Here is a 21642-nt window from a genome sequence, read left to right on the forward strand (position 1 = left end):
TGTGGAGCAGGGCCGCGCGGTTGAAAAAGATAGGCTGATTTTACTCCGATTTCAGCGCGTTTCGGCGCAAAAAGGCCAGTGTATGGCTGCTGATTATGCGAGACCCTGGCTATGCTCTGGGGTGGTATTGATCAGATGAGTATTCTGGCTGTGGCTTAGCGATAGATACCTCTCGTATTGCTTGAGCACATCGGCAATCAGCTCTTCGGTGCGCAGGTATTCAATGTCATAACCACGGCGGCCATCGGCAAAGAAAGTGACGGGCTCGAAGGTGTGCTGACGTTCGCTGGCGGGCAGATTGGCATCGCGCAGCGCAAAGCTGGCCACCGGGCGGGCTTGGGCGCGTACACCATAGATAAAGTCGCGCAAATTCGGCTGCGGTACGCACAGCGCAATGGCGCCATCATCGAGCGTGGTGACGGTGGCTTTGCAGCCGCGTTGCTGCATTTCCAGTGCGACTTCGTCGAGTGCCGGTTTGACCGTCTCGCGAATAAAGCGTGCCACATCGTCCTGGCTAGGTTGATGCAGAATCTGCTCCAGTCTTTGTTTCCAGTGCTGGCCTGTCCAGAAGGTGCTGGCCGGGGTGAATTTCTGCTGTGAATGGCGCTGATCGGCCAGCAGACCGCGCCAGAGCGAAAAGGCCAGCAGAATCATCACCATGGTAAATGGCAGCGCGGCGATCAGCGTCATCGTCATCAGGGCTTTTTGCCCGCCTGCACTCAGCAGCGTCGCGGCCGTCAGGCCGAGCAAAACAGCCCAGAACAGACGCTGCCACACTGGCGAGTGCTCCGGATCGCGTGACGATAAAGTATCAAGCATCAGCGCGCCCGAATCGGCCGAAGTGACAAAAAACACCAGGATTAGCAGCATGGAAATGATCGAAGCGATGCTGGAAAATGGCAGATAGTCAAAAAACTTGAACAGCAAGGCGTCCACATTCCCTGCCGTGGCCGCCAGCGCGCCGTGGGCAATATTCATATCCAGCCAGATCACGGTATTGCCAAAGACGGTCATCCACAGGAAGGTGAAGATGCTCGGGATGATAATCACGCCGGTGATGAATTCACGGATGGTGCGGCCGCGCGAAATGCGGGCGATAAATAGGCCCACAAAGGGCGACCATGAAATCCACCACGCCCAGTACAGGATGGTCCAGCCGCTAAACCAGCCCGCGGTGCTGCTGGGCGCGTAGGTAAAGCTGCGGAAGGTCAGATTGATAAACTGATTAAGGTAATGCCCTAGATTGTCGCCAAATGCGCCAAGCAAAAAGAGCGTCGGGCCGGTAAACAGCACAAACAGCAGCAGCGAGACCGCCAGCAGCAAATTTAGCTCGGAAAGGCGGCGAACGCCTTTGCCCAGACCCGTGGCCGCCGAGATGCCAGCCAGCACAATGACGGTGGCAATCAGCCCCAGCTGGAGAGCCAGCCCGGTGGTATTCCAGCCGGTGAGCTGATGCAGACCGGCTGCCAGCTGCGCCGAGCCTAGCCCGACAGAGGGAGCAAGGCCAAACAAGGTGCAGCACAGCGCAAAGACATCGATGGTATGGCCAATCGGTCCATGAATGCGCTCGCGCAATATCGGGTATAGACCCGAGCGTAGCGACAGTGGCAAATTGTAGCGAAAACCGAAATAGGCCAGCACCAGACCCACCAGCCCGTAAATCGCCCAGGCATTAAAGCCCCAGTGCAGGAACGTGCTGCTCATGGCTTCGCGGGCGGCTGCCAGCGTCTGCCCTTGTGCCAGCGGGGGCGATACATAGTGCATCAAGGGTTCGCCAACGCCGTAGTACATCAGGCCAATGCCCATCCCGGCGGCAAACAACATGGCAAGCCAGGAGGTCAGGCTAAATTCTGGCTCGGCATCATCGGCACCCAGGCGGATTTTGCCAAAGTCACTGATGGCCAAGCCAATCAGGAAAATAAAAAAGCCGGACACCGCCAGCGTGTAAAACCAGGAAAAATGGACGGTAATCCAGTTCTGGATGATCAGTAGCTGGCTTTCAGCTGCTTGCGGGGCCAGCGTAGTCAGGGCGATCAGCAGGCCAATCGTGATCAGGCTGGGGATGAGCACCGGCAGATTGAAGGTGTGCCGTGGGAAAGTAGGCCGTGGCGAGGTAGTGTTGTTCATATTGAGCTCCACTTAAGGAGCTCCTCTGGATCAGGGTTTGAGATAGCAATAGGCGAGGAGCTCGATCAAAAGAACAGCAGACCGCGGTTAAAGAAGGTCTGCACAGAAAGTATCACTGTATCGGCCTTGCCCATGTGCTTGCTACCTGACAAATACCAAGTGTGAATATCCCCGCTTGCTTCGGTGAACTTATGCTGCCGTCTTGCTCTGACCGATTGCGGCACATACTGCTGATTAGCCGTAGCGCGCCAGACCCAGTGCGCTGGTGTCGATTTCGGGGCGATCACCATTGATCAGGTCGGTGAGTACGCGTGCCGAGCCGCAGGCCATTGTCCAGCCCAGCGTGCCGTGGCCGGTGTTCAGCCACAGATTGCGGATGCGGGTAGCGCCGATGATGGGGGTGCCGTCGGGGGTCATTGGCCTTAAGCCTGTCCACGGCGTAGCCTGAGTCAAGTCTCCGGCGTGCGGAAACAAATCATTGGCGACCATTTTCAGCGTCGCAACCCGTTTGGGGTCGATCACCTTGTCGTAACCGGCGACTTCGGCCATGCCGCCCACCCGCAAGCGCTGATCAAAGCGCGTGAGGGCGATTTTGTAGGTTTCATCCATCACCGTCGAGCGCGGAGCGACTTCGGCCGCTGTTGTCCCGGTCGGCGCCAGTGGCACGGTGATCGAATACCCTTTGACCGGATAAACCGGCAAATCGAGCCCCAACAATTGGCCCAGTTGCCGTGATGCGCATCCGGCAGCCAGCACAATCTGATCGGCATGCAGCGTTTCGCCAGAGAGCTGTACGCCAGTAATCTGGCCATTTTTTACCGGCAAACCCAGCACATCGACGCCGTAGCGAAAGATGGCACCGGCCTGTTCGGCCATGCTGGCCAGTTGGCGGGTAAAGAGCTGGCAATCGCCGGTTTCATCGTTGGGCAGGCGCAGTGCGCCGACCAGCTGTGCTGCCCTATGTGCCAGTGCGGGTTCGGCCTTGATAATGCCGTCGCGATCGAGCAATTCATGTGCGACGCCCATTTTGGCGAGCAAGTCGGCGTCTCGGCGGCCATTGTCCAGCTGTGCGGCTTTGCGGAAAATCTGCAAAGTCCCCAGCGTGCGTCCTTCGTACTGAATCCCGGTTTGGGCGCGCAGCAGTTTGAGCTGGTCGCGGCTGTATTCTGCTAGCGGCACCATGCGGTTTTTATTGCGCTGATAGGCTTGCACCGTGCAATTGGCCAGCATTTTGGCCATCCACTCCCACTGAAACGCATCGGCGCTGGGGCGAACACGTAGCGGGCCGTGTGTTTGCGCCAGCCATTTGATCGCTTTGAGCGGCACGCCCGGCGCAGCCCACGGCGCGGCGTAGCCCGGCGAAATTTGCCCGGCATTGGCAAAACTGGTTTCCTGTGCTGCAGCTGGATGGTGTTCCAGCACTGTGACTTGATGTCCGGCGCGTTGCAGGTAATAAGCGCTTGTGACGCCCACGACCCCCGCACCAATGATGATGATCTGCATGCTTGCCACCCTCGGATTGATACCAAGAGCATAGATGCCTGCTGCAGCGGGCGCGATGCGGAGAAACCATTAGCCAGTGACAGGCTGCTGTAGAGCGGCTTGAATCATTCTCATGGGGTATATTCATGAAGGCATTATTGAACATGGTCTACATGAATATACCTTGTAGTGTATTTTACGGTGATGGTTTAGCTCAGCTTGAACTGGCTCACTAGGCGTTCCAGCTGTGCTGCGCTATCCTGCAATTGGCTCGACAGTGAGGCATTCTGATCGGCGCTATGGCTAATGTCTTCGGCCATGCGCGCAATGCGCTCGACACTTTGCGCTACCAGATGCGAGGCGGCTTTTTGTTCGGACATGGCGCTGCTGATTTCGGCTACGGCATTGAGTTCGGCGTGGCTGCTATCGCGGATATGCGCCAGTGCATCGTTGGCCTCGCCAACACGCTGACTACCGCGATCCATTTCCTTGCGCGCCCTGTCCATGCCGATGGCGGCCGCTTCGGTGTCTTTCTGGATGGTGGCAACCAGCTGGTGGATTTCTCCGGTGGATGACGAAGTGCGCTCGGACAGTTTGCGTACTTCATCGGCGACCACGGCAAAGCCGCGACCTTGCTCGCCAGCCCGCGCCGCTTCAATGGCGGCATTGAGCGCGAGCAGATTGGTCTGCTCGGCAATTTCCTTGATCACCTGAACAATTTTGCCGATTTCAACCGAATGCTTTTTCATGCTGTCCACATTGCCGCCCAATGTTTCCAGATCGCTGGCCAGCTCGGTAATTTCACCCAGCACCGCCTGCATGATTTTCTGGCCCTGGTCGACTTCGTTTTGCGCCGAACGCGCCTGCTCCTCGGATGAGCCTGCATGCTCGGATACCGAAGCAATGCTGACGCTCATCTCCTCCATGGCCGCTGCCATTTCTCCCGAGGCATTGGCTTGCGTGCGCGAGGCTTGCACAACCGATTCGGTATTGCGGTTCAATTGCGCTGCCGATGTGGAGACTGCGCCGGCATTGCTGCGGATTTGCGCAATGATGTTTTTCAAACCACTGGCCATGCTGTTAAAGCTCTCGCTGACATCGGCCAGCTCGTCGCTGACGTTAAGCTGTACCAGCTGGCTTAGATCACCCTGTGCAAATCGCTCGGCCCCCTGGCGTAATTGCTTGACCGACTGGATGATCGACAAAAAAGCACCGGTTAATAAATAGCTGCCGAGCAAGAGCATGGCACCGGAAATCCCCAGCGCAATCAGCCGGTTCTGGCGTATTTCTGTGGCACGCAGCTCAAGAGAGCGGCCAACATCGCCCAGAATCTGGTCAGATAGCTGATTGATCTGGGTAATGGTCTGGCTCAACTGGGCAAAATGTGCCGCAGGATCGACGGTGACCGTGTCATTGGCAAAAGACTGTTGCAGATAGTTTTGTTGTGCGGCGAGTGCCTGATTCAGTTTTTTGGCATTCTCGATTGCGCCCAGATTGCTGGTGTGCGCTATTTTTTTCTCGATATTACTTGGCGTAATTCCGATCATTGCCGCCAGAGTGCCCATTTGCAATTGCTCGGCAGCCGTGGCCGAACCCGCACTGGCAAGCCGTGCACCCAAACCGCGTGCCTTGGCGACAGTTTCGCCAACTGGTAATAAGTCATTGAAAAAAATGGCTTGCAGATAATAGCTGTCGACTTCGGAATCCAGCGCCAGCCCTGATTCATGCGAAATAGCTTCCATAAACCCGAGCAGCAAGTCTATTGTTTTGGTGTGGCTGGCAAAATTGGCTGTCGGGGTAGCGCTTTTCCAGCTGCTGGCTAGTTGTGCGACTTGTGGGCTGATCGCCTGCCATTGCTTTTGCAGGGTTTGATTGCTGCTTTGGGTGAACAGGGCGTCGGTGCTGCTCAGCTGATTACGCAGTTTTTCTTCGTTTTGTTCGATTGCCGCAGCAAAATCGGTCTTGCCTTGCAAGTAAGAGCTTGTAAGGCCCCGGTGCTGCTGGCTAAGATCAATGACGCTACGCACCGTGATTGCCACCTGCAGCCCGGCGCCTTCGCGTTCGATGAATTCGATATTTTCATTGAAATTACTAATGATGCGTCCCAGCATGTAAAAACTGGGGATGGCCAGAATGAGTGCAATCAGGACAAATTTTTGGGCAAATCTGAGTTTGGCTACCAAAGCAATTGCAGGAGCAAAAAGGATGTGCATAATCAGTAATCCACGAATTTAATGTATGAATTGATTGTAATTTATAGATGGGTTCAAGCAAGTTATTGGTCTGTTTTTGTATTTTTAACTGGCTTATAAATTACAGATTATGCTGGTTTGAGCGGGTTTAAATCTTGGGAAGGAAAATCAATGTTGCGCCATTTATTGCTTGTATTGTTTGTTATGCTGACCGGCCTTGCCCACGCTGCAGATACCGGCAAGCCCAAAGTCATTTTGAACGTGGTGGGCAAAGTGACAACGCCGCAGGCGTTCAGCCTGGCCGAGCTCGATAAGCTGCCGCAAAAGAAAATGACGGTTTCCACGCCGTGGTATCCAGAGCCGCAAACATTTGAAGGGCCCTTGCTGCGCGATGTCTTGCAGCTGGCCAAATTGAAGGGCGACACCCTGAAATTACAAGCGCTCAATGACTACACGATTGATGTGCCCGCCGCTGACTCACAACAGTATGATGTGATCGTGGCCAGCCGGCTTAACGGCAAAACCATGTCGATACGGGAAAAAGGCCCCCTGTTTATCATGTATCCGTTTGATCAGCATGAGAAACTGCGCAAGACCGAGTATTACCGCCGTTGCGCTTGGCAATTGAAACAAATCATTGTGGAATAAGAATGAGTCGACGCTTTTTGCTGATTTTGCTGGTGATGAGCAGCGTATTGCTGCTCAATTTCAGCCTGATCGTTTACTTCGAACAGCAGCAAAAAGCCGAGCTGGTGGATTTTGCCGAACAAGGGGTAGGCAATCAGCTATGGCAGATTTTCCAGTTTCGCGGTGAGTTTAACCGTTTGCGCGAGGCGGTTGATAACCGCGATGAGGATGATCTGTCGCTGCGGTTCGATATTGTGTTCAGCCGAGTTCACAGCTTTGAAATGGATGCAACGCTAAAGCAGTTTAGCGATCCGGTGTTGCGAACCGACTTATTGCCCTCGCTCAAGCAACTGGTCACCTCGATTGATCAGCAAATCCACACCCGACCACTCTCGCCAGCGCGTTGGGCGCAGCTGCAGCAGCAAGTTAACGCCCAGCAAGAGCCGATCGAGGATATGGTGCAGCGCATTCGCACCGAAGAAACCAAGCGCAATGACCTAAAAAAAGACCGGCTGGCCAAGCTGGGCTTTTGGCGTATGCTGCTGGCGTCTTTGCAGGTGGTTTTGCTGCTGGCCTTTGCTGCGCTGGCGCTCAGGGGTTTGTGGCGCAGCGAGCAGCAGCGGCGAAAACTGCAGCAATTGAATCAGTCCTTGCTCGAAGCTCGTCAACAGGCCGAGGCCGCCAACGCGACCAAAAGCCGTTTTCTGGCGCATATCAGCCATGAAATCCGCACGCCATTAACGTCGATTCTGGGTTACACCGAACGCTTGCGCCAAAATAGCGAGCTGAGCGAAACGCAAAAATTGCATCTTGGTCATATCGCGCATTCCGGCGAGCATTTACTCAGTTTGCTCAACCATGTGCTGGATTTGTCCAAATCCGAAAGCGGTAAGCTCGAGCTGGTAAATGAGCCATTGCGCCTGGCAAATCTGAAAAGCGAGCTAGAAGGCATGTTTGCGCTGATGGCGCAGCAAAAAGCACTGACTTTCTCAATTCATTATGCCGTTGATTTGCCGGGTTCCTTATTGCTTGATGCTGGCAAATTACGGCAAATCCTGATCAATTTGATCGGCAACAGCATGAAATTTACCGAGCAGGGTTTTGTCCGACTTGAAATTAGCGGTTTGGCACTCGCGAATCGGCAGTATTTGTTGCGCGCCAAAGTCAGTGACAGTGGTTGTGGTATCGCCACGCACGAGCTAGCTAACCTGTTTCATCCTTTCGAGCAAACCGAAAGCGGCAAACATCTGGGCGGTACTGGTTTGGGGCTGGCCTTAAGCCGCGACTTTGCCCGCCTGATGGGCGGTGATATTCAAGCCAGTAGCACGCAAGGGCAGGGGAGTGAATTTATCGTCACACTGATCGCTGCCATTGCTGAGGAAGCCCAGGCTCAGACCCAGCCAGTCACTCACCATGAAGGCTTGTCTGCCTTGGGCAAAACTATTCTGGTGGTGGAAGATCAGGAAGTGAACCGGGATTTGCTCTGTGAAATACTGGATGAAGCTGGCGCCAAGCCTTTGGGGGCAGAAAATGGGCTGGATGCCTTGCAGATTTTGCGGCAAAAGCCCGAGATCGATTTTGTGCTGATGGATTTTCACATGCCCGGACCAGACGGCTTGCTGACGTGTGCGCAGATGAGAGAGCAGGGAATGACACAGCCGGTCTATCTGATTTCGGCCTCACCGGAGTACGAATTGCGCCAGCGCCCCGAGTTTGCCTTGCTGGCCGGGTATCTGAGCAAGCCTTATCAGGCGCAAGATCTGCTTGAAATGTTAGGGCTTAATGGCTCGCGCATATTGGTGCAGGCGGTTGAGGATGCCGATGATAAGGTGATGGCCTGGCAACAGGCACAGGCCTATCTGGGTTTTTCGAATGAGCGCTTTCTGGCGCTGGCCGAAAAAGGTTTTGTCCGTCTGCAAGATCTGGAGCAGGATTTTGTGCTGGCGCTGCAGCAAGGGCAGCTTGATGAGGCCAAACGTCATGCCCATAGCGCCAAGGGCATCGCTTCACAACTGGGTGCGCTGGCGCTGGCAAAAAATTGGGCTTTGTTCGAGGCCAATCCATTATTGCAAAAGCCAGGTATGGACGAAATTGCCGCGCTGCGGATTCACTGCCTAGCTTTACTCAGGCAGACTGCTTGCAGCTCCTGATGTACTAGGAGCTGCAAGCAGTATGGCGCGGTGATTGGCATACCGCAGCCGGGTTTTAAGCCATCGCAGGCAGGGTGTAACCTTCGATTTTGGCGTCGGCAACCAGTTTGGCCAGATAGTCGTGCATCAATTTGCGACCCGCCATATCGGTCAGAAAAGCCTGCAGGCGTTCTTTCACTTCTTCAAAGCTGACTTTGTCGCCGCTGCTACGCTCGTTCACCTGAATGATGTGGTAGCCAAACTGAGTTTCTACCAGAGCGGGTGTGATTTGACCCGCTTCAGTGGCAAATACTGCCGCTTCAAATTCAGGCACCATCTGGCCGCGGCCGAATTGACCCAAGCTGCCGCCTTGTTTGCCAGACGGGCAAGTTGAGTGCTCGCTCGCCAAAGCAGCAAAACGCGCCGGATTGGCCTGCACTTCAGCCAGTACGCCTTCGGCTTTGGACTTGGCCAGACTGGCCGCAAGGCCTTCACCCAGCGGGAACAGAATATGGCTGGCAACGGCCATTTCGCCACGGGTAAAGCTTTCCGGGTTGCTGTCGTAGAAAGCCTGACAAGCTGCTTCGTCTGCTTCTGTGACCTTGATTTCGTTTTCCAGCAAAGTACCGATGGCTTCTTCGGCTGTTTCGGTGTGGATGCCAGCGGCAGTGGCTTTTTGCAGCAGCAATTCACGCAGGATCAGTTCCTGAATGGCAGCGTCGCGCGCGCTTGGCGCTTCGGTGTGATTGCCTTGTTCGCTTGCAATCATGTCTTCTTTGATTTCAACGCCGTTTACGATAATAGCCATGAGTTTAATTAATCCTGTTCAAAAAAATGAAGCCGCCGCGCTTGCAGTGGCGCCCGGTTGCAAGGGGTTCTGAGACGCCGTTTGCAAGCTTGTGTACCCGCTGGAATGCCCAGCGCTTTGTCAGTGCTATGACAATGGGGGGCATTTTAGCCAATATCAACCGTGGGGGATGGGGATTTTGTCAAATTGCCGATGAAATGCCAGTGTTCGGGCGCAAAAATACGCTTTTCGTGCGTGCCACCTATCACTTTATTTCCCGGCTAATGGGGGGCAATTGTTTTGCTGGCAACCATACTCATAAGGAATAAAGCAAAACTGCTCAGGCTTTCTTGCTTCGCCCCGCCGTCTGGTTTCGGTCTGTGACGGTGTGCGCTGCGTGAAATCTTTATTCAAACTTTTTCAAGACGTATTGATCCGGGGATAAGCCATGAGAAACCTGATTATCTTTTCGCATCCGCATCTGGCCACTTCGCAAACGCATCGCACTTTGCTTGACGAGATTGCCGAGTTGCCACAAGTGAAAATCCATCATCTGGAAAGCATGTACCCGGATGGGCAGATTGATGTGCTGGCCGAGCAGCAAGCCTGCCAGAAGGCCGAGCGGATTATCTGGCAGTTTCCGTTGTACTGGCACGCCTGCCCGGCCATGCTCAAGCGCTGGCAGGATGAGGTATTTGAGCTGGACTGGGCCTATGGTGCCAAGCAGGCGCTGGCCGGAAAAAACCTGCTGCTGGTGGTGAGTACGGCGTCGATTGGCGCTTTGTACGATGGTGCCACTGATATTTCCAGCGAAGCCCTATGGTATCCGATGCGCCTGACCGCTGAAGCGCTGGGGCTGCACTGGCAGACACCGCTGGTGCTGCACGATGTCGAGCACCTGCCCCGCTCTCCGTTTGACAAGGTGCATCAAACCGCGATCGAGGTCTTTGCTCAACAATACCGCGCGCTATTGAGCTAAGTACTTGGTATGACTTGTCTAGAGAGCAAGCTCAGCCATTAATCGAAAAACCGTCGTGCGACTGTCAGAAAGTGGGTCGTAGTCCGACTGAGTATGGTTACTGAATGCGCTGATGCAAGGCTACTGAATCAACTTCTCTGGGGTATATTTCTAGAGTTGTTTTTAGCTATTGTTTACGTGGATATACCCAATAGAGTATGACTGGTGCTGGTCTCTCGGAATAGGTATTCAGTACGGCGCAGGCTTGGTGCATACTCAGGCTATGATTTGGAGATGGTTTTGAAGTGGGTTTTGAAGTTGCTTTCGAAGCGGCTTTCAAAACCTAGGTTGAAGGCGGCTTGAAGGGGCGCACGATGTTGCAGGACAGGTTTGCTCGGGCGATTGATTATTTGCGGGTGTCAGTGACGGATCGCTGCGATCTGCGTTGCAGTTACTGCCTGCCTGCACGCTTTAAAGGCTTTGAGGAACCCGAGCACTGGCTAACTTTCGACGAAATCACCCGGCTGGTTGGCGCTTTTGCCCGCTTGGGTGTTCGCCGTGTACGGCTGACCGGGGGCGAGCCGCTGTTGCGCCGCAATCTGCCCGAATTGGCAGGCCGCTTGAGCGGATTGGGGCTAGCCGATCTGGCGCTGTCGACCAACGCGACGCAGCTGGCCAAACACGCACAGGCACTCAAGGACGCTGGCGTCACGCGAGTCAATGTCAGCCTCGATAGCCTCGATAGAAAATGCGTTTCGCAAATCACCGGCAGTGATTCTTTCGATAATGTGATGGCGGGTTTGCACGCTGCCGCCGAGGTCGGTCTGAGTCCGATCAAACTCAATATGGTCGCGATGCGCGGCGTGAACGACGCTGAAATCGACACGATGGCCGAGTTTGCTTTTGCGCACGGTTATATTCTGCGCATGATCGAAGCAATGCCGATGGGCGATACCGGGCGCAATACGCAATACCTCGATCTGGGACCGATTCGCGACCGGTTGGTGGCGCGTTACGATTTGATTCCCGAAGTAATCGAGTTGGGTGGTGGCCCGGCGCGCTACTGGAAAACGCGCGATGGTATCGGGCGGATTGGCTTTATCACGCCGATGTCACAGCATTTTTGCGCAACGTGTAACCGAGTCCGACTGACCGTCGATGGCACTTTGTATATGTGTCTGGGGCAGGAAAGCTCGTTTGAATTTCGCCCACTGCTGCGTGGCGGCGCATCGGATGCCGAGCTGGAAGCGGCGATTTTGCATGCCATTGAACTCAAGCCCGAACGGCATGAATTTGTCGAGCAGCCCGCCAAGCTGATCCGTTTTATGTCGCAAACGGGTGGTTAGGGTATATTCATGCAGCGCATGCTAGATCTAAATCGCATGAAGATACATCCATAGGTATTGTATGTCCCACGTCCTCGCCATCGCCGGCTTTTCCGGTAGCGGCAAAACCACGCTGATTACCGCATTATTGCCTGAGCTCGCCAACTACGGCTGGCGCGTCAATGTGATCAAGCACTCGCATCACGATCTGGAATTCGAGCCGCCGCACAAAGACTCTGCGCGTTTTCGCTCAGCTGGTGCTGGTGAAGTGATGGTCGTTTCGCCGTACCGCTACGCAATTTTTCATGAGTTGGCACAGGCTGAAATACCGACCCTTTCCGAGCAGATCGCCCGGCTTGCGCCTGCCGATCTGACCTTGGTCGAAGGCTTCAAGCGCGAAGCCATTCCGAAAATCGAAGTCTGGCGCGCCGACAATGGTAAGCCGCCCTTGTTTCCTGACGACGAGTACGTGATGGCCATCGCAACCGATACTCCCGATCTACTGCCTGCGTGCCAGCTACCCAGACTCGATCTGAACGACGTCGCCGCACTGGCGCGATTTATCCTTCAATATTTTTCGGAAAAAGCAGATGCTTGATTTTGAATCCGCCCTTGAGCAGTTGCTCGCACAAGCGCATCCGGTCACGACGATTGAAACCGTTGCTCTGGCTGACGCCCTGGGTCGCGTTTTGGCTGATGATTTAAGCTCGACGATCAATGTACCCGGCTTTGATAACAGCGCGATGGATGGGTATGCCCTGCATGTGCCAGATTTTGCATGCCCTCCGGAGCAATACCCCGTAGTACAGCGTATTGCGGCTGGTGAGGTTGGCGTAACGTTGGCGGCTGGTGAGGCGGCGCGGATTTTTACCGGCGCACCGATTCCGGCTGGCGCGAACGCGGTGGCGATGCAGGAAGTGTGTACGGTCAACGATGGTCAGTTGAGCGTCGATCTGGTTTTGCAAGACGGCGCGAATATTCGCCGAATCGGTGATGATATTGCCGCTGGCGCGGTCATTTTGACTCGCGGCAGCGTGTTGACGCCGGCAATGATCGGGCTGGCGGCGTCAGTCGGTGTTGCCGAACTGCCGGTCATGGCGCCGCTGCGCGTTGCGCTGCTCAGTACTGGCGACGAGCTGGTCGAGCCGGGGCAGCCGCTGGGAGGCGGGCAGATTTACAACTCGAACCGCTATGTGCTGATCAATGCGCTCAAAGCTTTGGGCTGTGTCGTCAGCGATCTGGGGATTGTTGCCGACGACCGCAGCGCAACGATTGAAGCACTTAAAACAGCGGCAGAAACTCATGATGTCTTGATGACATCGGGCGGGGTATCGGTCGGTGAGGAAGATCATGTCAAGGCTGCAGTCGAATACCTAGGTGAATTAAATTTATGGAAAATCGCCATCAAACCGGGTAAACCCTTTGCCTACGGCAAAGTAGATAGATCGGACTCTTTCGGCCGGATTGGCGGCTGCGATTTCATCGGCCTGCCCGGCAATCCGGTGTCGGCCTTGGTCACTTTCCTGATGCTGGTGCGGCCGTTTATTCTGGCGCGCCAAGGCGTGAGGCAGGTGTTGCCAACACGTTTGCCGCTGATCGCCAATTTTGACTGGAAAAAAGCCGGAGACCGGCGCGAATTTCTGCGCGCCCGGCTTAATTCGTTTGGGCAAGTCGAGCTGTTTGCCAAGCAAGGCTCGGGCGTGCTGACCTCGATGGTCTGGGGCGACGGGCTGGTCGACCTGCCTGCCGGGCAAACCATCGCTCGCGGCGATGTGGTCAGCTATCTTCCTTTTACGGCTCTGGGGGCATAAATGTTGAATGTGCTGTATTTCGCTCGCCTGCGCGATGCGCTCGGTGTGGCGCAGGAAGAGATACCCGAAGGTGCTGCGACGGTGCGTGAGCTGGTCGCGCAATTGGTCGCGCGTGGTGAAGTCTGGCAGCAAGAGCTCGGCGGCGCACGCGTATTCAGGGTGGCGATCAATCAGGAGATGGCGCAGCTTGATGACGCCATTCCGGCGAATGCCGAGGTCGCTCTGTTTCCTCCCGTGACCGGGGGTTAAGATGCAGACTGATTTGGCGGTGGATAAAATCATCGTACAGGAAGCCGATTTTGACGTCGCCGCCGAATACCAGCGGCTCGCTGGCGATCCGGCGATTGGTGCGGTCGTGATGTTTGTCGGGCGCGTACGCGATTTGAATCCGCAGCCCGAGCTGGTCAGCCTGCATCTGGAGCACTATCCGGCGATGACGGCCAAGGCGCTGCAGCAGATTGTCGAGAGCGCCCGCGAGCGCTGGCCGCTGGATGCGGTGACGGTGATTCATCGTGTCGGAGCGCTGCAGCCCGCCGAGCAAATTGTGTTGGTTTTGACTGCAAGTGCGCACCGAATTGCTGCCTACGCGGCGAATACCTATATTATGGATTACTTAAAAACCAAGGCGCCTTTTTGGAAAAAAGAAGTCTCGGCCGCCCACAGTGTCTGGGTTGAGGCCAGAGAGAGTGACCAAGAGGCGCAGCAACGCTGGGAAAGAGAAAATGACGCTGGATGCAGTGGTATTGGCGGGGGGCGAAGCGCGCCGAATGGCGGGGCGTGACAAGGGCTTGATCGAATTATCGGGCAAACCCATGGTGGCCTGGGTGCTCGAATCCTTGCAAAAACAATCCGTGCTGGTTGATCACATCCTGATCTCTGCCAACCGCAATCTGCCCGACTACGCCAGCTTTGGCCATGCTGTTCTGCGCGATGTTTACCCCAATCAGGCAGGGCCAATGGCGGGCATTCATGCCGCCTTGCTCGCCTCTCCGGCAGACTGGATGCTGGTTGTGCCTTGCGATGTGCCTTTTTTGCCCGGCGATCTGCTACTGCAATTTCGCGCCGCGCTCAATGCCACTGGCGCACCCGCCGTGGTGGCACGCACGCCCGATGGCCAGGTGCACTGGTCAATCTGCCTGCTGCGCCGTGATGTCTTGCCATCGCTGGTCGAGTGCCTGTCCAGCGGACAGAACCGCCTGGGCGACTGGCTCAAAGCGCAGGGCGCAGTGTTTGTGACCTTCCCGGAAAACCTGTTTCCCAATTTGAATACGCCTGAGGATTTGTCCAGCCTGGCTAGCCGCCTGTCCGGCGCCGAGGCGATCCCAATGGCGGGCGAATTGACGCACTTTAATGCTGCAGGTCAGGCGCATATGGTCAATGTGGGCGGTAAAGCCGAAACCCAGCGCAGCGCCACCGCGCAAGGTGATATCCGCATGTTGCCCGATACGCTGCGCTTGATCGAAGGCGGCTCGCATAAAAAAGGCGATGTTCTCGGTATTGCCCGCATTGCGGCGATTATGGCCGCCAAGAAAACGAGTGATCTGATTCCGCTATGCCATCCTTTGCCGCTGACTGCGGTGGAAGTCGAATTTAGCATTGACCGGGTGAAATCAACGGTACGCTGCTCGGTGACCTGCGAAACCTTTGGTCGCACCGGCATCGAAATGGAAGCGCTAACCGCAGTGCAAGTCGGGCTGCTGACCATTTACGATATGTGCAAAGCCGTTGATAAAGGCATGGTGATGACCGATGTACGGCTGGTCGAGAAAATTGGCGGTAAATCGGGGCATTGGACGATGGCTGCGCCAGCAGCAACGCTTTCGACTTCGCCCTTGATTTGAATTCTGAACAATGAATTATGCTTGCCCGCATTGCGGGGTGAATCTGCGATTTAAGGGTCCAATTCGTCGCCCATATCCTGGCGAGTGCAAGTTTCTGCCGACTCGGACCTATTTCTTGTGTCGAGCTTGCGAAACGGTGATTGTGCCCAATGGACATTCGGTTGAAGGTAGCAAAGTGATTATGCTGCCTATGCTGATTGTTTTTGCAATGCTGCAGCCGGAGTTTTGGCGGTGGATACCCGCTACCGCCAAGAATAGTGTGGCAGTTGGGCTTTCAATCATTTTCGTCGCATGTGTAGCCTATTTTTGCTGGCAGTTTCATAGTCAGACCAAAACTTGGCCGCGCTGGCGTGTGGCCAATGAGCAAGAATTAGTCCAACTTAATCTCAAGCCAGACTAAACGCTATTCCGCTGAGTTTATTCAGCCCCATCGGGAGCATTCAAGAATAGTTGGGTGTGATGGGTATATCGCTAAAGCTGTTTCTATTCATGGCCTGTATTGATATACCTCGTGCTCACTGCATCAGGCCAGCCAAGGTTGCGGATTCTTGGTGATCGCCACCGCCACAATATAGCCATAGCTTGCCAATGCTGCGATCAGTGCCGTGCAGCGGATGGGCATGGTTTTGCCGCGCTTGAGGGCAATCGTTCCCAGTACGATATACAGCAGCAAAGCACCGATTTTGGCGGCGATCCATGGTGAATTGCCGGGGCTGAGTTGCAGGGTGATCGCCAGATAAATCGCCGAGGCCAATAGCCCTGTATCAATGATATGCGGCGCAATTTTGCAGATTTTATGTTGTAGCCATGCCGATTGCCGCAGCATTAAAACGCCACGAAAAACAAAAAATGCGCCAGAGAGCAGCGCCAACGTCATATGCAGGTGTTTGAGGGCGAGATAATGTTCCACAGAAAATCCTATTGAATGGGTAAAGGCGACTTGGTTTACTGCTGGCAATATGCTGCTTGCTCAGACAACATGCCCGCCGGATAAGTTCGCCCGTCTGAAAACCAGTCAGAAAACATGTTCTATGCCTGCGATTAAACCAGTAAAATAGCGGATTGTCGGCTTCAAACGTAGAAAAATCATGGAAGATCAAGTAGAGCAACAACCCGCAGAGGACATGTTGCGCCTGTCTAAACGCCTGGCGCAGTTGGGTCTGTGCTCGCGCCGCGAAGCCGACGAATACATTGCCAAAGGCTGGGTGCGTGTTGATGGCGAAGTGGTCAATGTACTCGGCACCAAGGTATTGCCCAGCCAGACGGTCGAGCTCGATCCGATTGCCAAGCAGATTCAGGACAATCGCGTCACCATTCTGATCAATAAGCCGGTGGGCTATGTATCGGGGCAGGCCGAAGACGGCTACGAGCCAGCGGTCGTGCTGGTGCAGCCGGAAAACCACTGGGAAGGCGATACCAGCGGGATTCGTTTCTCGCCAGTGCATTTCCAGGGCCTCGCGCCAGCCGGGCGGCTTGATATTGATTCTGTAGGCCTGCTGGTGCTGACACAGGATGGCGTGGTCGCCAAAACGCTGATTGGCGAAAACTCACAAGTCGAGAAAGAATATCTGGTGCGCGTTTCCGGCCATCTGAAAGCCGACGGTCTGCGTTTGCTCAATCATGGCCTGTCGCTCGACGGCGAAGCGCTCAAGCCGGCTCGCGTCTGGTGGCAGAACAAAGACCAGCTGCGTTTTATTCTGCGCGAAGGCAAAAAGCGCCAGATTCGCCGCATGTGCGAGTTGGTCGGCCTGCAAGTGGTGGGCCTGCAGCGTATCCGTATCGGTCGCATCCTGCTTGGCGACTTGCCGCGAGGGCAGTGGCGGTATTTGCGCAGTGATGAAAGCTTCATCTGATACGGATGATGCAATGAGTCTACAACGCGCTGATTTATTTCTGGTCGAACAAGGCTACGCCGCGTCGCGCACGCAGGCGCAAACGATGATTGCGGCTGGGCGGGTGTTTGCCGATGGCAAACCGGTTAGCAAAGCGGCGTTCAAGCTTGATGCGCAAGCCGAGATTACGGTTACCCCCGATGAGGTGGATCGCTATGTCTCGCGTGGTGGGCTGAAGCTGGCTGGCGCGCTGGCCAGTGCTCAGCTTGATGTGAGCGGCATGCTGGCGCTGGATGTCGGCATTTCGACCGGCGGGTTTACCGATTGCCTGCTGCAAGCAGGCGCACGCCGGGTGATTGGCGTTGAGGTCGGGCATGATCAATTGCATCCGCGCTTGCTCACCGATGCGCGTGTGACGCAATTTGAAGGCGTGAATGCGCGTAACCTGACCCCTGAAGTAATTGCGCCAGCTTTGATCGACGAGCCGCAAGCCGCGCGGGTTGAGCTGATTGTGGGTGATGTGTCGTTTATTTCGCTCACATTGGTGCTGCCCGCGCTGCGCTCGGTGCTTTCGGTCGATGGCTTGCTGCTGTTTTTAGTTAAGCCGCAATTCGAGCTAGGCCCTCAAGCACTCGCGCGCGGCGGCATTGTGCGCGATGAGGCGCTCTATCCGCAGGTTGAAGCCAAAATCCGCACCGCTGCCGAGAATGCAGGGTTTGCGGTACTCGATTACTTTGCCAGCCCGATCGCTGGTGGCGATGGCAATCGCGAATTCTTTATCTACGCTCGCGCAATCTGATTGCTTTGCTGTCAGGGTATTGCTCTGCGGCCTTTTCTGTAATTGCCCTTCAGGCGTATACCCAAAAAAATAGCCCGCTTGCGCGGGTTTAACTCTCTTGGTTTGGAATCCGTGTTCAAGGCGTATTCCATGAGATTCATTCTATGGCCTGCGCCTGCCGGTGTCGCGGTAGTTTTTGTGGCTGTGGGCATGACAAAGTAACGGGTAATCATGCCTTTGTCATGTTGGCGTCGGCAGGCCACTGCAAGTGTCGGCGCGAGGTGAAGACACGCTCTTGGCCGCTAAACGGGTCGATGAATTTCAGCTCGCGGGCGAGTAATTGCAGCGGCTGGCTAAAATCGTCGCCTTTATCGTCGAGTACCACCGGATACCAGGGATCGTTCAGAATCGGGATCTGCAATGCCGCCAGATGCGCGCGCAGCTGGTGTTTCTTGCCGGTGTGCGGCTCAAGCTGATAGCGGGCCCAGTCGCCACGCCGCTCCAGCAAGCTGATTCGTGTTTCGCTATTGGGCTCGCCTGCGACTTCGGACATCGAGAAAAACTTGCCGTCTTCTTTGCTGCCTTCATGCGCCAGGCGAGAGCGGTGAACCAGCGGTAGCGCCAGATCGGCGCGATACGGCGCAATCGCTTCGTAGGTTTTCTGCACATTGCGGCTTTCGAATAGCTGCTGATAGGCGCTGCGGCTGTTTTTATCTAGGCAAAGCATCATCACGCCCGCCGTTTCCCGGTCCAGCCGGTGCACAGGCGCAATATCCTGCTGGCCGAGCAGTACGCGTAGCCGCACCAGCACGGTTTCTTTGACAAAGCGCCCGGCCGGAATCGCCGACAAGAAATGCGGTTTATCAATCACGATAATTCTGTCGTCGCGGTACAAAACGTCAATTTCAAATGGCACGCGCGTTTCGCTGCGCACGGTGCGGTAGTACCACAGATAGTTACCGGGCTGATAGGGCGAATCCGCCGGGATGGCTTGCCCGTTATCATCGTAGATTTCGCCATTTTGTAGCCGCGTGGCCAGCACGCCCGGCTCCAGATACGGGAATTTCTCTTCCAGAAACGCCAGTACTGTCGGCCAGGGGCCGGGAATGAGCGCGACGCAGCTCGGTGCAAGGCCATCAATCGGGGGGAGCGGTGCGACAGCTTTTTTCATAATGGCGCTTTACTGTGCGGCTGACGCTTGCACCGCGCTAGCGGTCAGCTCGTCGCGCAGCAGCGGGCGCTTGATTTTAAAGTCCAGTTTGGCATTGAAAAAGTCACGAGCTTCATCGACGTCTTTGAGCAGGGCGCGCACGGCGGGCTCGCTAAAGCCATCGATGGTCTGATAGAAATAATCAAAGCTTTCCGGGTAGGCAAACGCTGCACGGCGTATCAGTTCATGTGCTAGTGCCTGATTACCGCTCAGCGCCTCCATCACGGCCTGATCGGTCATCTGCCCAGGGTAGGGGCGTACCGCATTTTGTGCGCGCAAAATGGCCAGCTTCCACGGCATTTCGCTCTTGCTGGCGACAATGTAATTGGACAAACCATGTTCGGCGTAATAATCGATCAGCGGATTGCTACGCATGGCTTCCAGCCGGGCAATCCGGTCTGCGTTCAGGCTTTCGTCCTGTGCCGGATCCATGATGGGGTAGATATTGAGGTAAATCTGCCCACCCAGTACGCACAGCGCCAGTCCCATGCCGCCCCATAGCGCCCAGCTCATTCTGGCCCAGGTGGCAGCAAAGCCCAGCTTGGCCGTGCCCGATTGCATAAAGATCAGAATCAGCGCAAAAGGCCCCAGAAAATGGAAGTACCACAACGGATATTCAACCAGACTGTGCAGCACCGAGACTGTAGCCAGTGCTGCGGCGTACATCACCACCGGATTGCGCCAGGCGCGCAGCACATTGCTGTAGGCATAGCTAATGCCCGCCAGAATGATGCCGGTGGCGATAGCGCCGGTTTCGGCCAGCAGATTGAGCACCGAGTTGTGCGCGTGGGTAAAGAGCACGCTTTCCGAGACGATGGCAAATTCGGGGCGGGTTTGCAGCGCATTGCTGTGCGCGGCATAGCTGCCCCAGCCTGTGCCCAATAGCGGATGCTGCAGAAAGGTAAGCCAGGCTTTTTCCCATTCAACCAGACGGCGCGAACCATTGGAATCGAGCCGCGCCAGCCCGGTGGGCACTTCGTTCTGTGCTTTGAGCAGGCTTTGCAAAATATCGGTGATCAATGGGGCGATAAACTGCATGGCAATCATCAGCAAGGCGGTGATGCTTAGCGCGCGGCCAAAATCGCGTAGTGTTTCTGCGCCACGCCACCACAGCAATAAACCCATTGGCAACCAGGCCAGCGCGTACAGCAGCGGCGAGCGCGAGCCGCAGTAGGCCAGCGATAGCGACAACCATGCGGCCACAATCCAGAATACCCACTTGGCCATTTCATCTTTTTGCGACACCAGATAGACCGCGCTGGCCAAACCCCAGGCGAGGTAATGCCCGTACATATTCTTCTGGCCAATATTGCCAAAGATCAGCCGCGGGCCATCCTGAATCAGCTGCATAATCTGCGGCACAGCCAGACCGGAATTGAAAATTGCCCCAGCCAGCAAGCCCCAGGCAAACATATTGAGTAATTGCGGCGCACCATAAACGCTGATCGCACGCGAAAGCGACCATGCGGCACCCGCAGCGCCTAGCGAGTAAATAATGGGGTACAGCCGCTCGGTGCCGTAGCCGTGCGGCAGGATCAGCGCCTGTACGCCGATCATCAGCGCAAAACCCAGCCACATTAGTGCCAGCCAGGGCGGGTTTGCTTTCTCGCGAGTGTCGCTAGGCACTAATACGCCAGTTAGCGTAATCAGTATGCAAAAGAAAAATGCCGCCAGCTCGGACGGAAAGACCGGGTTGGGATCCCAGCGAAACGGAATGCCGCATGGAACGGCGGCCAATAGAAAGAGCAGGCCTTGATAAAGGCGGAGTTGGAATGGCATGGTTAGACTCGGTTCAGGATGATTGTGATTCGTTCAGCTTGGGCTGATACAACCACGATGCGACCAGCACGCCGGCTTCGTACAGCAGCCAGAGCGGGATGGCCAGCAGGCATTGCGATAATACATCAGGTGGTGTCACCACGGCGGCAATCACAAAAGCACCCACAATGACGTAGGAGCGGATTTCCCTGAGTTTGGCCACGGTGACAAAGCCCATCCTGACCATCACAATCACCGCAATCGGCACTTCAAAGGTCACGCCGAACGCCACAAACATGCCCATCGCAAAATCAAGATATTCGCCCGAATCGGGCAGCCACTGCATGCTGGCAGGCACCACAGAGGCGATAAACTTGAACACCACGCCAAACACCAGGAAATAGGCAAAGCCCATGCCCAGCAGGAAAAGCAAGGTGGAAGCAATCACCAGCGGTGCGACCAGCTTTTTCTCGTGGGTATACAGCCCCGGCGCGACAAAAGCCCAGATCTGGTACAGCGTATGCGGCAGCGTCACCACAAAAGCGACTAGCGCGGCGATTTTAACCTGCACCAGAAAAGGCGATGCGATGCCGATGGTGACCAGCTTTTGTCCCGGCAAAACCGAGGACAGCGGCGCTACCAGCACATCGTAGAGCTGCGCCGAGAAGGCAAAGGCAATTGCAAACCCCACAATAAAAACCAGCATGCCGCGTACAACGCGGGTGCGCAGCTCGACCAGATGGCTGATTAGCGGCTGCAAATTATCACTCAGATCACTCATGGCT

The 21642-nt window shown here is 55.5% G+C and carries 20 protein-coding genes and 1 pseudogene; 13 read left to right on the forward strand and 8 right to left on the reverse strand.

The window, feature by feature from the left end; genetic code table 11:
- Positions 1–93: 93 nt before the first annotated feature.
- The 3 genes from FLS37_RS12185 to FLS37_RS12195 form a co-directional block, all read right to left on the reverse strand.
- On the reverse strand, positions 94–2127 hold the full coding sequence (locus FLS37_RS12185) for a BCCT family transporter (RefSeq protein ID WP_157670221.1): 2034 nt from the start codon (positions 2125–2127) through the stop codon (positions 94–96).
- Between the two features lie 234 nt (positions 2128–2361).
- Positions 2362–3687: a D-amino acid dehydrogenase gene (locus FLS37_RS12190; protein WP_308418763.1), complete on the reverse strand. Its 1326-nt coding sequence runs from the start codon at positions 3685–3687 to the stop codon at positions 2362–2364.
- Positions 3688–3818: 131 nt separating this feature from the next.
- Positions 3819–5822, reverse strand: a complete 2004-nt coding sequence (locus tag FLS37_RS12195; RefSeq protein ID WP_157670223.1) for a methyl-accepting chemotaxis protein — start codon at positions 5820–5822, stop codon at positions 3819–3821.
- A 150-nt stretch (positions 5823–5972) separates the two neighbouring features.
- On the opposite strand from FLS37_RS12195, the gene FLS37_RS12200 reads away from it, so the two are divergent.
- Positions 5973–6449, forward strand: a complete 477-nt coding sequence (locus tag FLS37_RS12200) for a molybdopterin-dependent oxidoreductase (protein ID WP_157670224.1) — start codon at positions 5973–5975, stop codon at positions 6447–6449.
- A gap of 2 nt (positions 6450–6451) precedes the next feature.
- Positions 6452–8578 (forward strand): ATP-binding protein, encoded by a 2127-nt coding sequence (locus FLS37_RS12205; RefSeq protein ID WP_157670225.1) that lies wholly within the window; start codon positions 6452–6454, stop codon positions 8576–8578.
- A gap of 55 nt (positions 8579–8633) precedes the next feature.
- On the opposite strand, the gene FLS37_RS12210 is transcribed toward FLS37_RS12205, so the two are convergent.
- Positions 8634–9365 carry a peptidylprolyl isomerase gene (locus FLS37_RS12210; protein ID WP_157670226.1) on the reverse strand — a complete coding sequence of 244 codons (732 nt, stop codon included), beginning with the start codon at positions 9363–9365 and terminating at the stop codon, positions 8634–8636.
- Positions 9366–9391: 26 nt separating this feature from the next.
- Here FLS37_RS12210 and FLS37_RS16770 point away from each other — a divergent pair, with 26 nt between their 5' ends.
- The 9 genes and pseudogenes from FLS37_RS16770 to moaC all read left to right on the forward strand — a co-directional run bounded on the left by FLS37_RS16770 (position 9392) and on the right by moaC (position 15279).
- Complete coding sequence (locus FLS37_RS16770) at positions 9392–9673, forward strand: hypothetical protein (protein WP_198314608.1); 282 nt, start codon at positions 9392–9394, stop codon at positions 9671–9673.
- A 119-nt stretch (positions 9674–9792) separates the two neighbouring features.
- A complete protein-coding gene (locus tag FLS37_RS12215; protein WP_157670227.1) occupies positions 9793–10323 on the forward strand; it encodes an NAD(P)H-dependent oxidoreductase in 531 nt (176 codons plus the stop codon).
- Between the two features lie 353 nt (positions 10324–10676).
- Positions 10677–11648, forward strand: coding sequence for a GTP 3',8-cyclase MoaA (gene moaA / locus FLS37_RS12220; RefSeq protein WP_157670228.1), 972 nt, complete (start codon positions 10677–10679; stop codon positions 11646–11648).
- Between the two features lie 61 nt (positions 11649–11709).
- The gene (gene mobB, locus FLS37_RS12225) at positions 11710–12225 is read left to right on the forward strand and encodes a molybdopterin-guanine dinucleotide biosynthesis protein B (protein WP_157670229.1); all 516 of its coding nucleotides are present in this window, start codon (positions 11710–11712) and stop codon (positions 12223–12225) included.
- Complete coding sequence (gene glp, locus FLS37_RS12230; RefSeq protein WP_157670230.1) at positions 12218–13438, forward strand: gephyrin-like molybdotransferase Glp; 1221 nt, start codon at positions 12218–12220, stop codon at positions 13436–13438. The genes mobB and glp overlap by 8 nt, the downstream gene beginning before the upstream one ends.
- Positions 13439–13687: a molybdopterin converting factor subunit 1 gene (gene moaD, locus FLS37_RS12235; protein WP_157670231.1), complete on the forward strand. Its 249-nt coding sequence runs from the start codon at positions 13439–13441 to the stop codon at positions 13685–13687. It begins immediately after the preceding gene.
- A 1-nt stretch (position 13688) separates the two neighbouring features.
- Positions 13689–14219: a molybdopterin synthase catalytic subunit MoaE gene (moaE, locus tag FLS37_RS12240; protein ID WP_198314609.1), complete on the forward strand. Its 531-nt coding sequence runs from the start codon at positions 13689–13691 to the stop codon at positions 14217–14219.
- Positions 14206–14661 (forward strand): annotated as a pseudogene (locus tag FLS37_RS16920) (molybdenum cofactor guanylyltransferase); the annotation flags it as partial. The gene moaE and the pseudogene FLS37_RS16920, both read left to right, overlap by 14 nt.
- A 102-nt stretch (positions 14662–14763) precedes the next feature.
- Complete coding sequence (moaC, locus tag FLS37_RS16925; RefSeq protein WP_232522591.1) at positions 14764–15279, forward strand: cyclic pyranopterin monophosphate synthase MoaC; 516 nt, start codon at positions 14764–14766, stop codon at positions 15277–15279.
- A gap of 523 nt (positions 15280–15802) precedes the next feature.
- Here moaC and FLS37_RS12250 read toward each other — a convergent pair.
- On the reverse strand, positions 15803–16189 hold the full coding sequence (locus tag FLS37_RS12250; RefSeq protein WP_157670233.1) for a SirB2 family protein: 387 nt from the start codon (positions 16187–16189) through the stop codon (positions 15803–15805).
- A 178-nt stretch (positions 16190–16367) separates the two neighbouring features.
- On the opposite strand from FLS37_RS12250, the gene FLS37_RS12255 reads away from it, so the two are divergent.
- Positions 16368–17132 carry a pseudouridine synthase gene (locus FLS37_RS12255; protein WP_198314610.1) on the forward strand — a complete coding sequence of 255 codons (765 nt, stop codon included), beginning with the start codon at positions 16368–16370 and terminating at the stop codon, positions 17130–17132.
- A 13-nt stretch (positions 17133–17145) separates the two neighbouring features.
- Positions 17146–17910, forward strand: coding sequence for a TlyA family RNA methyltransferase (locus tag FLS37_RS12260; protein WP_157670234.1), 765 nt, complete (start codon positions 17146–17148; stop codon positions 17908–17910).
- A gap of 208 nt (positions 17911–18118) precedes the next feature.
- Here the strand turns inward: FLS37_RS12260 and FLS37_RS12265 are convergent, their stop codons facing one another.
- From FLS37_RS12265 to tatC, 3 genes are read right to left on the reverse strand one after another with little or no spacing between them, the layout of a single operon-like run.
- The gene (locus tag FLS37_RS12265) at positions 18119–19060 is read right to left on the reverse strand and encodes a pseudouridine synthase (RefSeq protein ID WP_157670235.1); all 942 of its coding nucleotides are present in this window, start codon (positions 19058–19060) and stop codon (positions 18119–18121) included.
- A gap of 9 nt (positions 19061–19069) precedes the next feature.
- Positions 19070–20878 (reverse strand): PglL family O-oligosaccharyltransferase, encoded by a 1809-nt coding sequence (locus FLS37_RS12270; RefSeq protein WP_157670236.1) that lies wholly within the window; start codon positions 20876–20878, stop codon positions 19070–19072.
- A 13-nt stretch (positions 20879–20891) separates the two neighbouring features.
- Entirely contained in the window at positions 20892–21638 is a 747-nt protein-coding gene (gene tatC, locus FLS37_RS12275) for a twin-arginine translocase subunit TatC (RefSeq protein WP_157670237.1), read from the reverse strand.
- Between the last annotated feature and the right edge of the window lie 4 nt (positions 21639–21642).

Source organism: Chitinibacter sp. GC72, from assembly GCF_009760905.1.
In the GTDB taxonomy this organism is placed as follows: domain Bacteria; phylum Pseudomonadota; class Gammaproteobacteria; order Burkholderiales; family Chitinibacteraceae; genus Chitinibacter.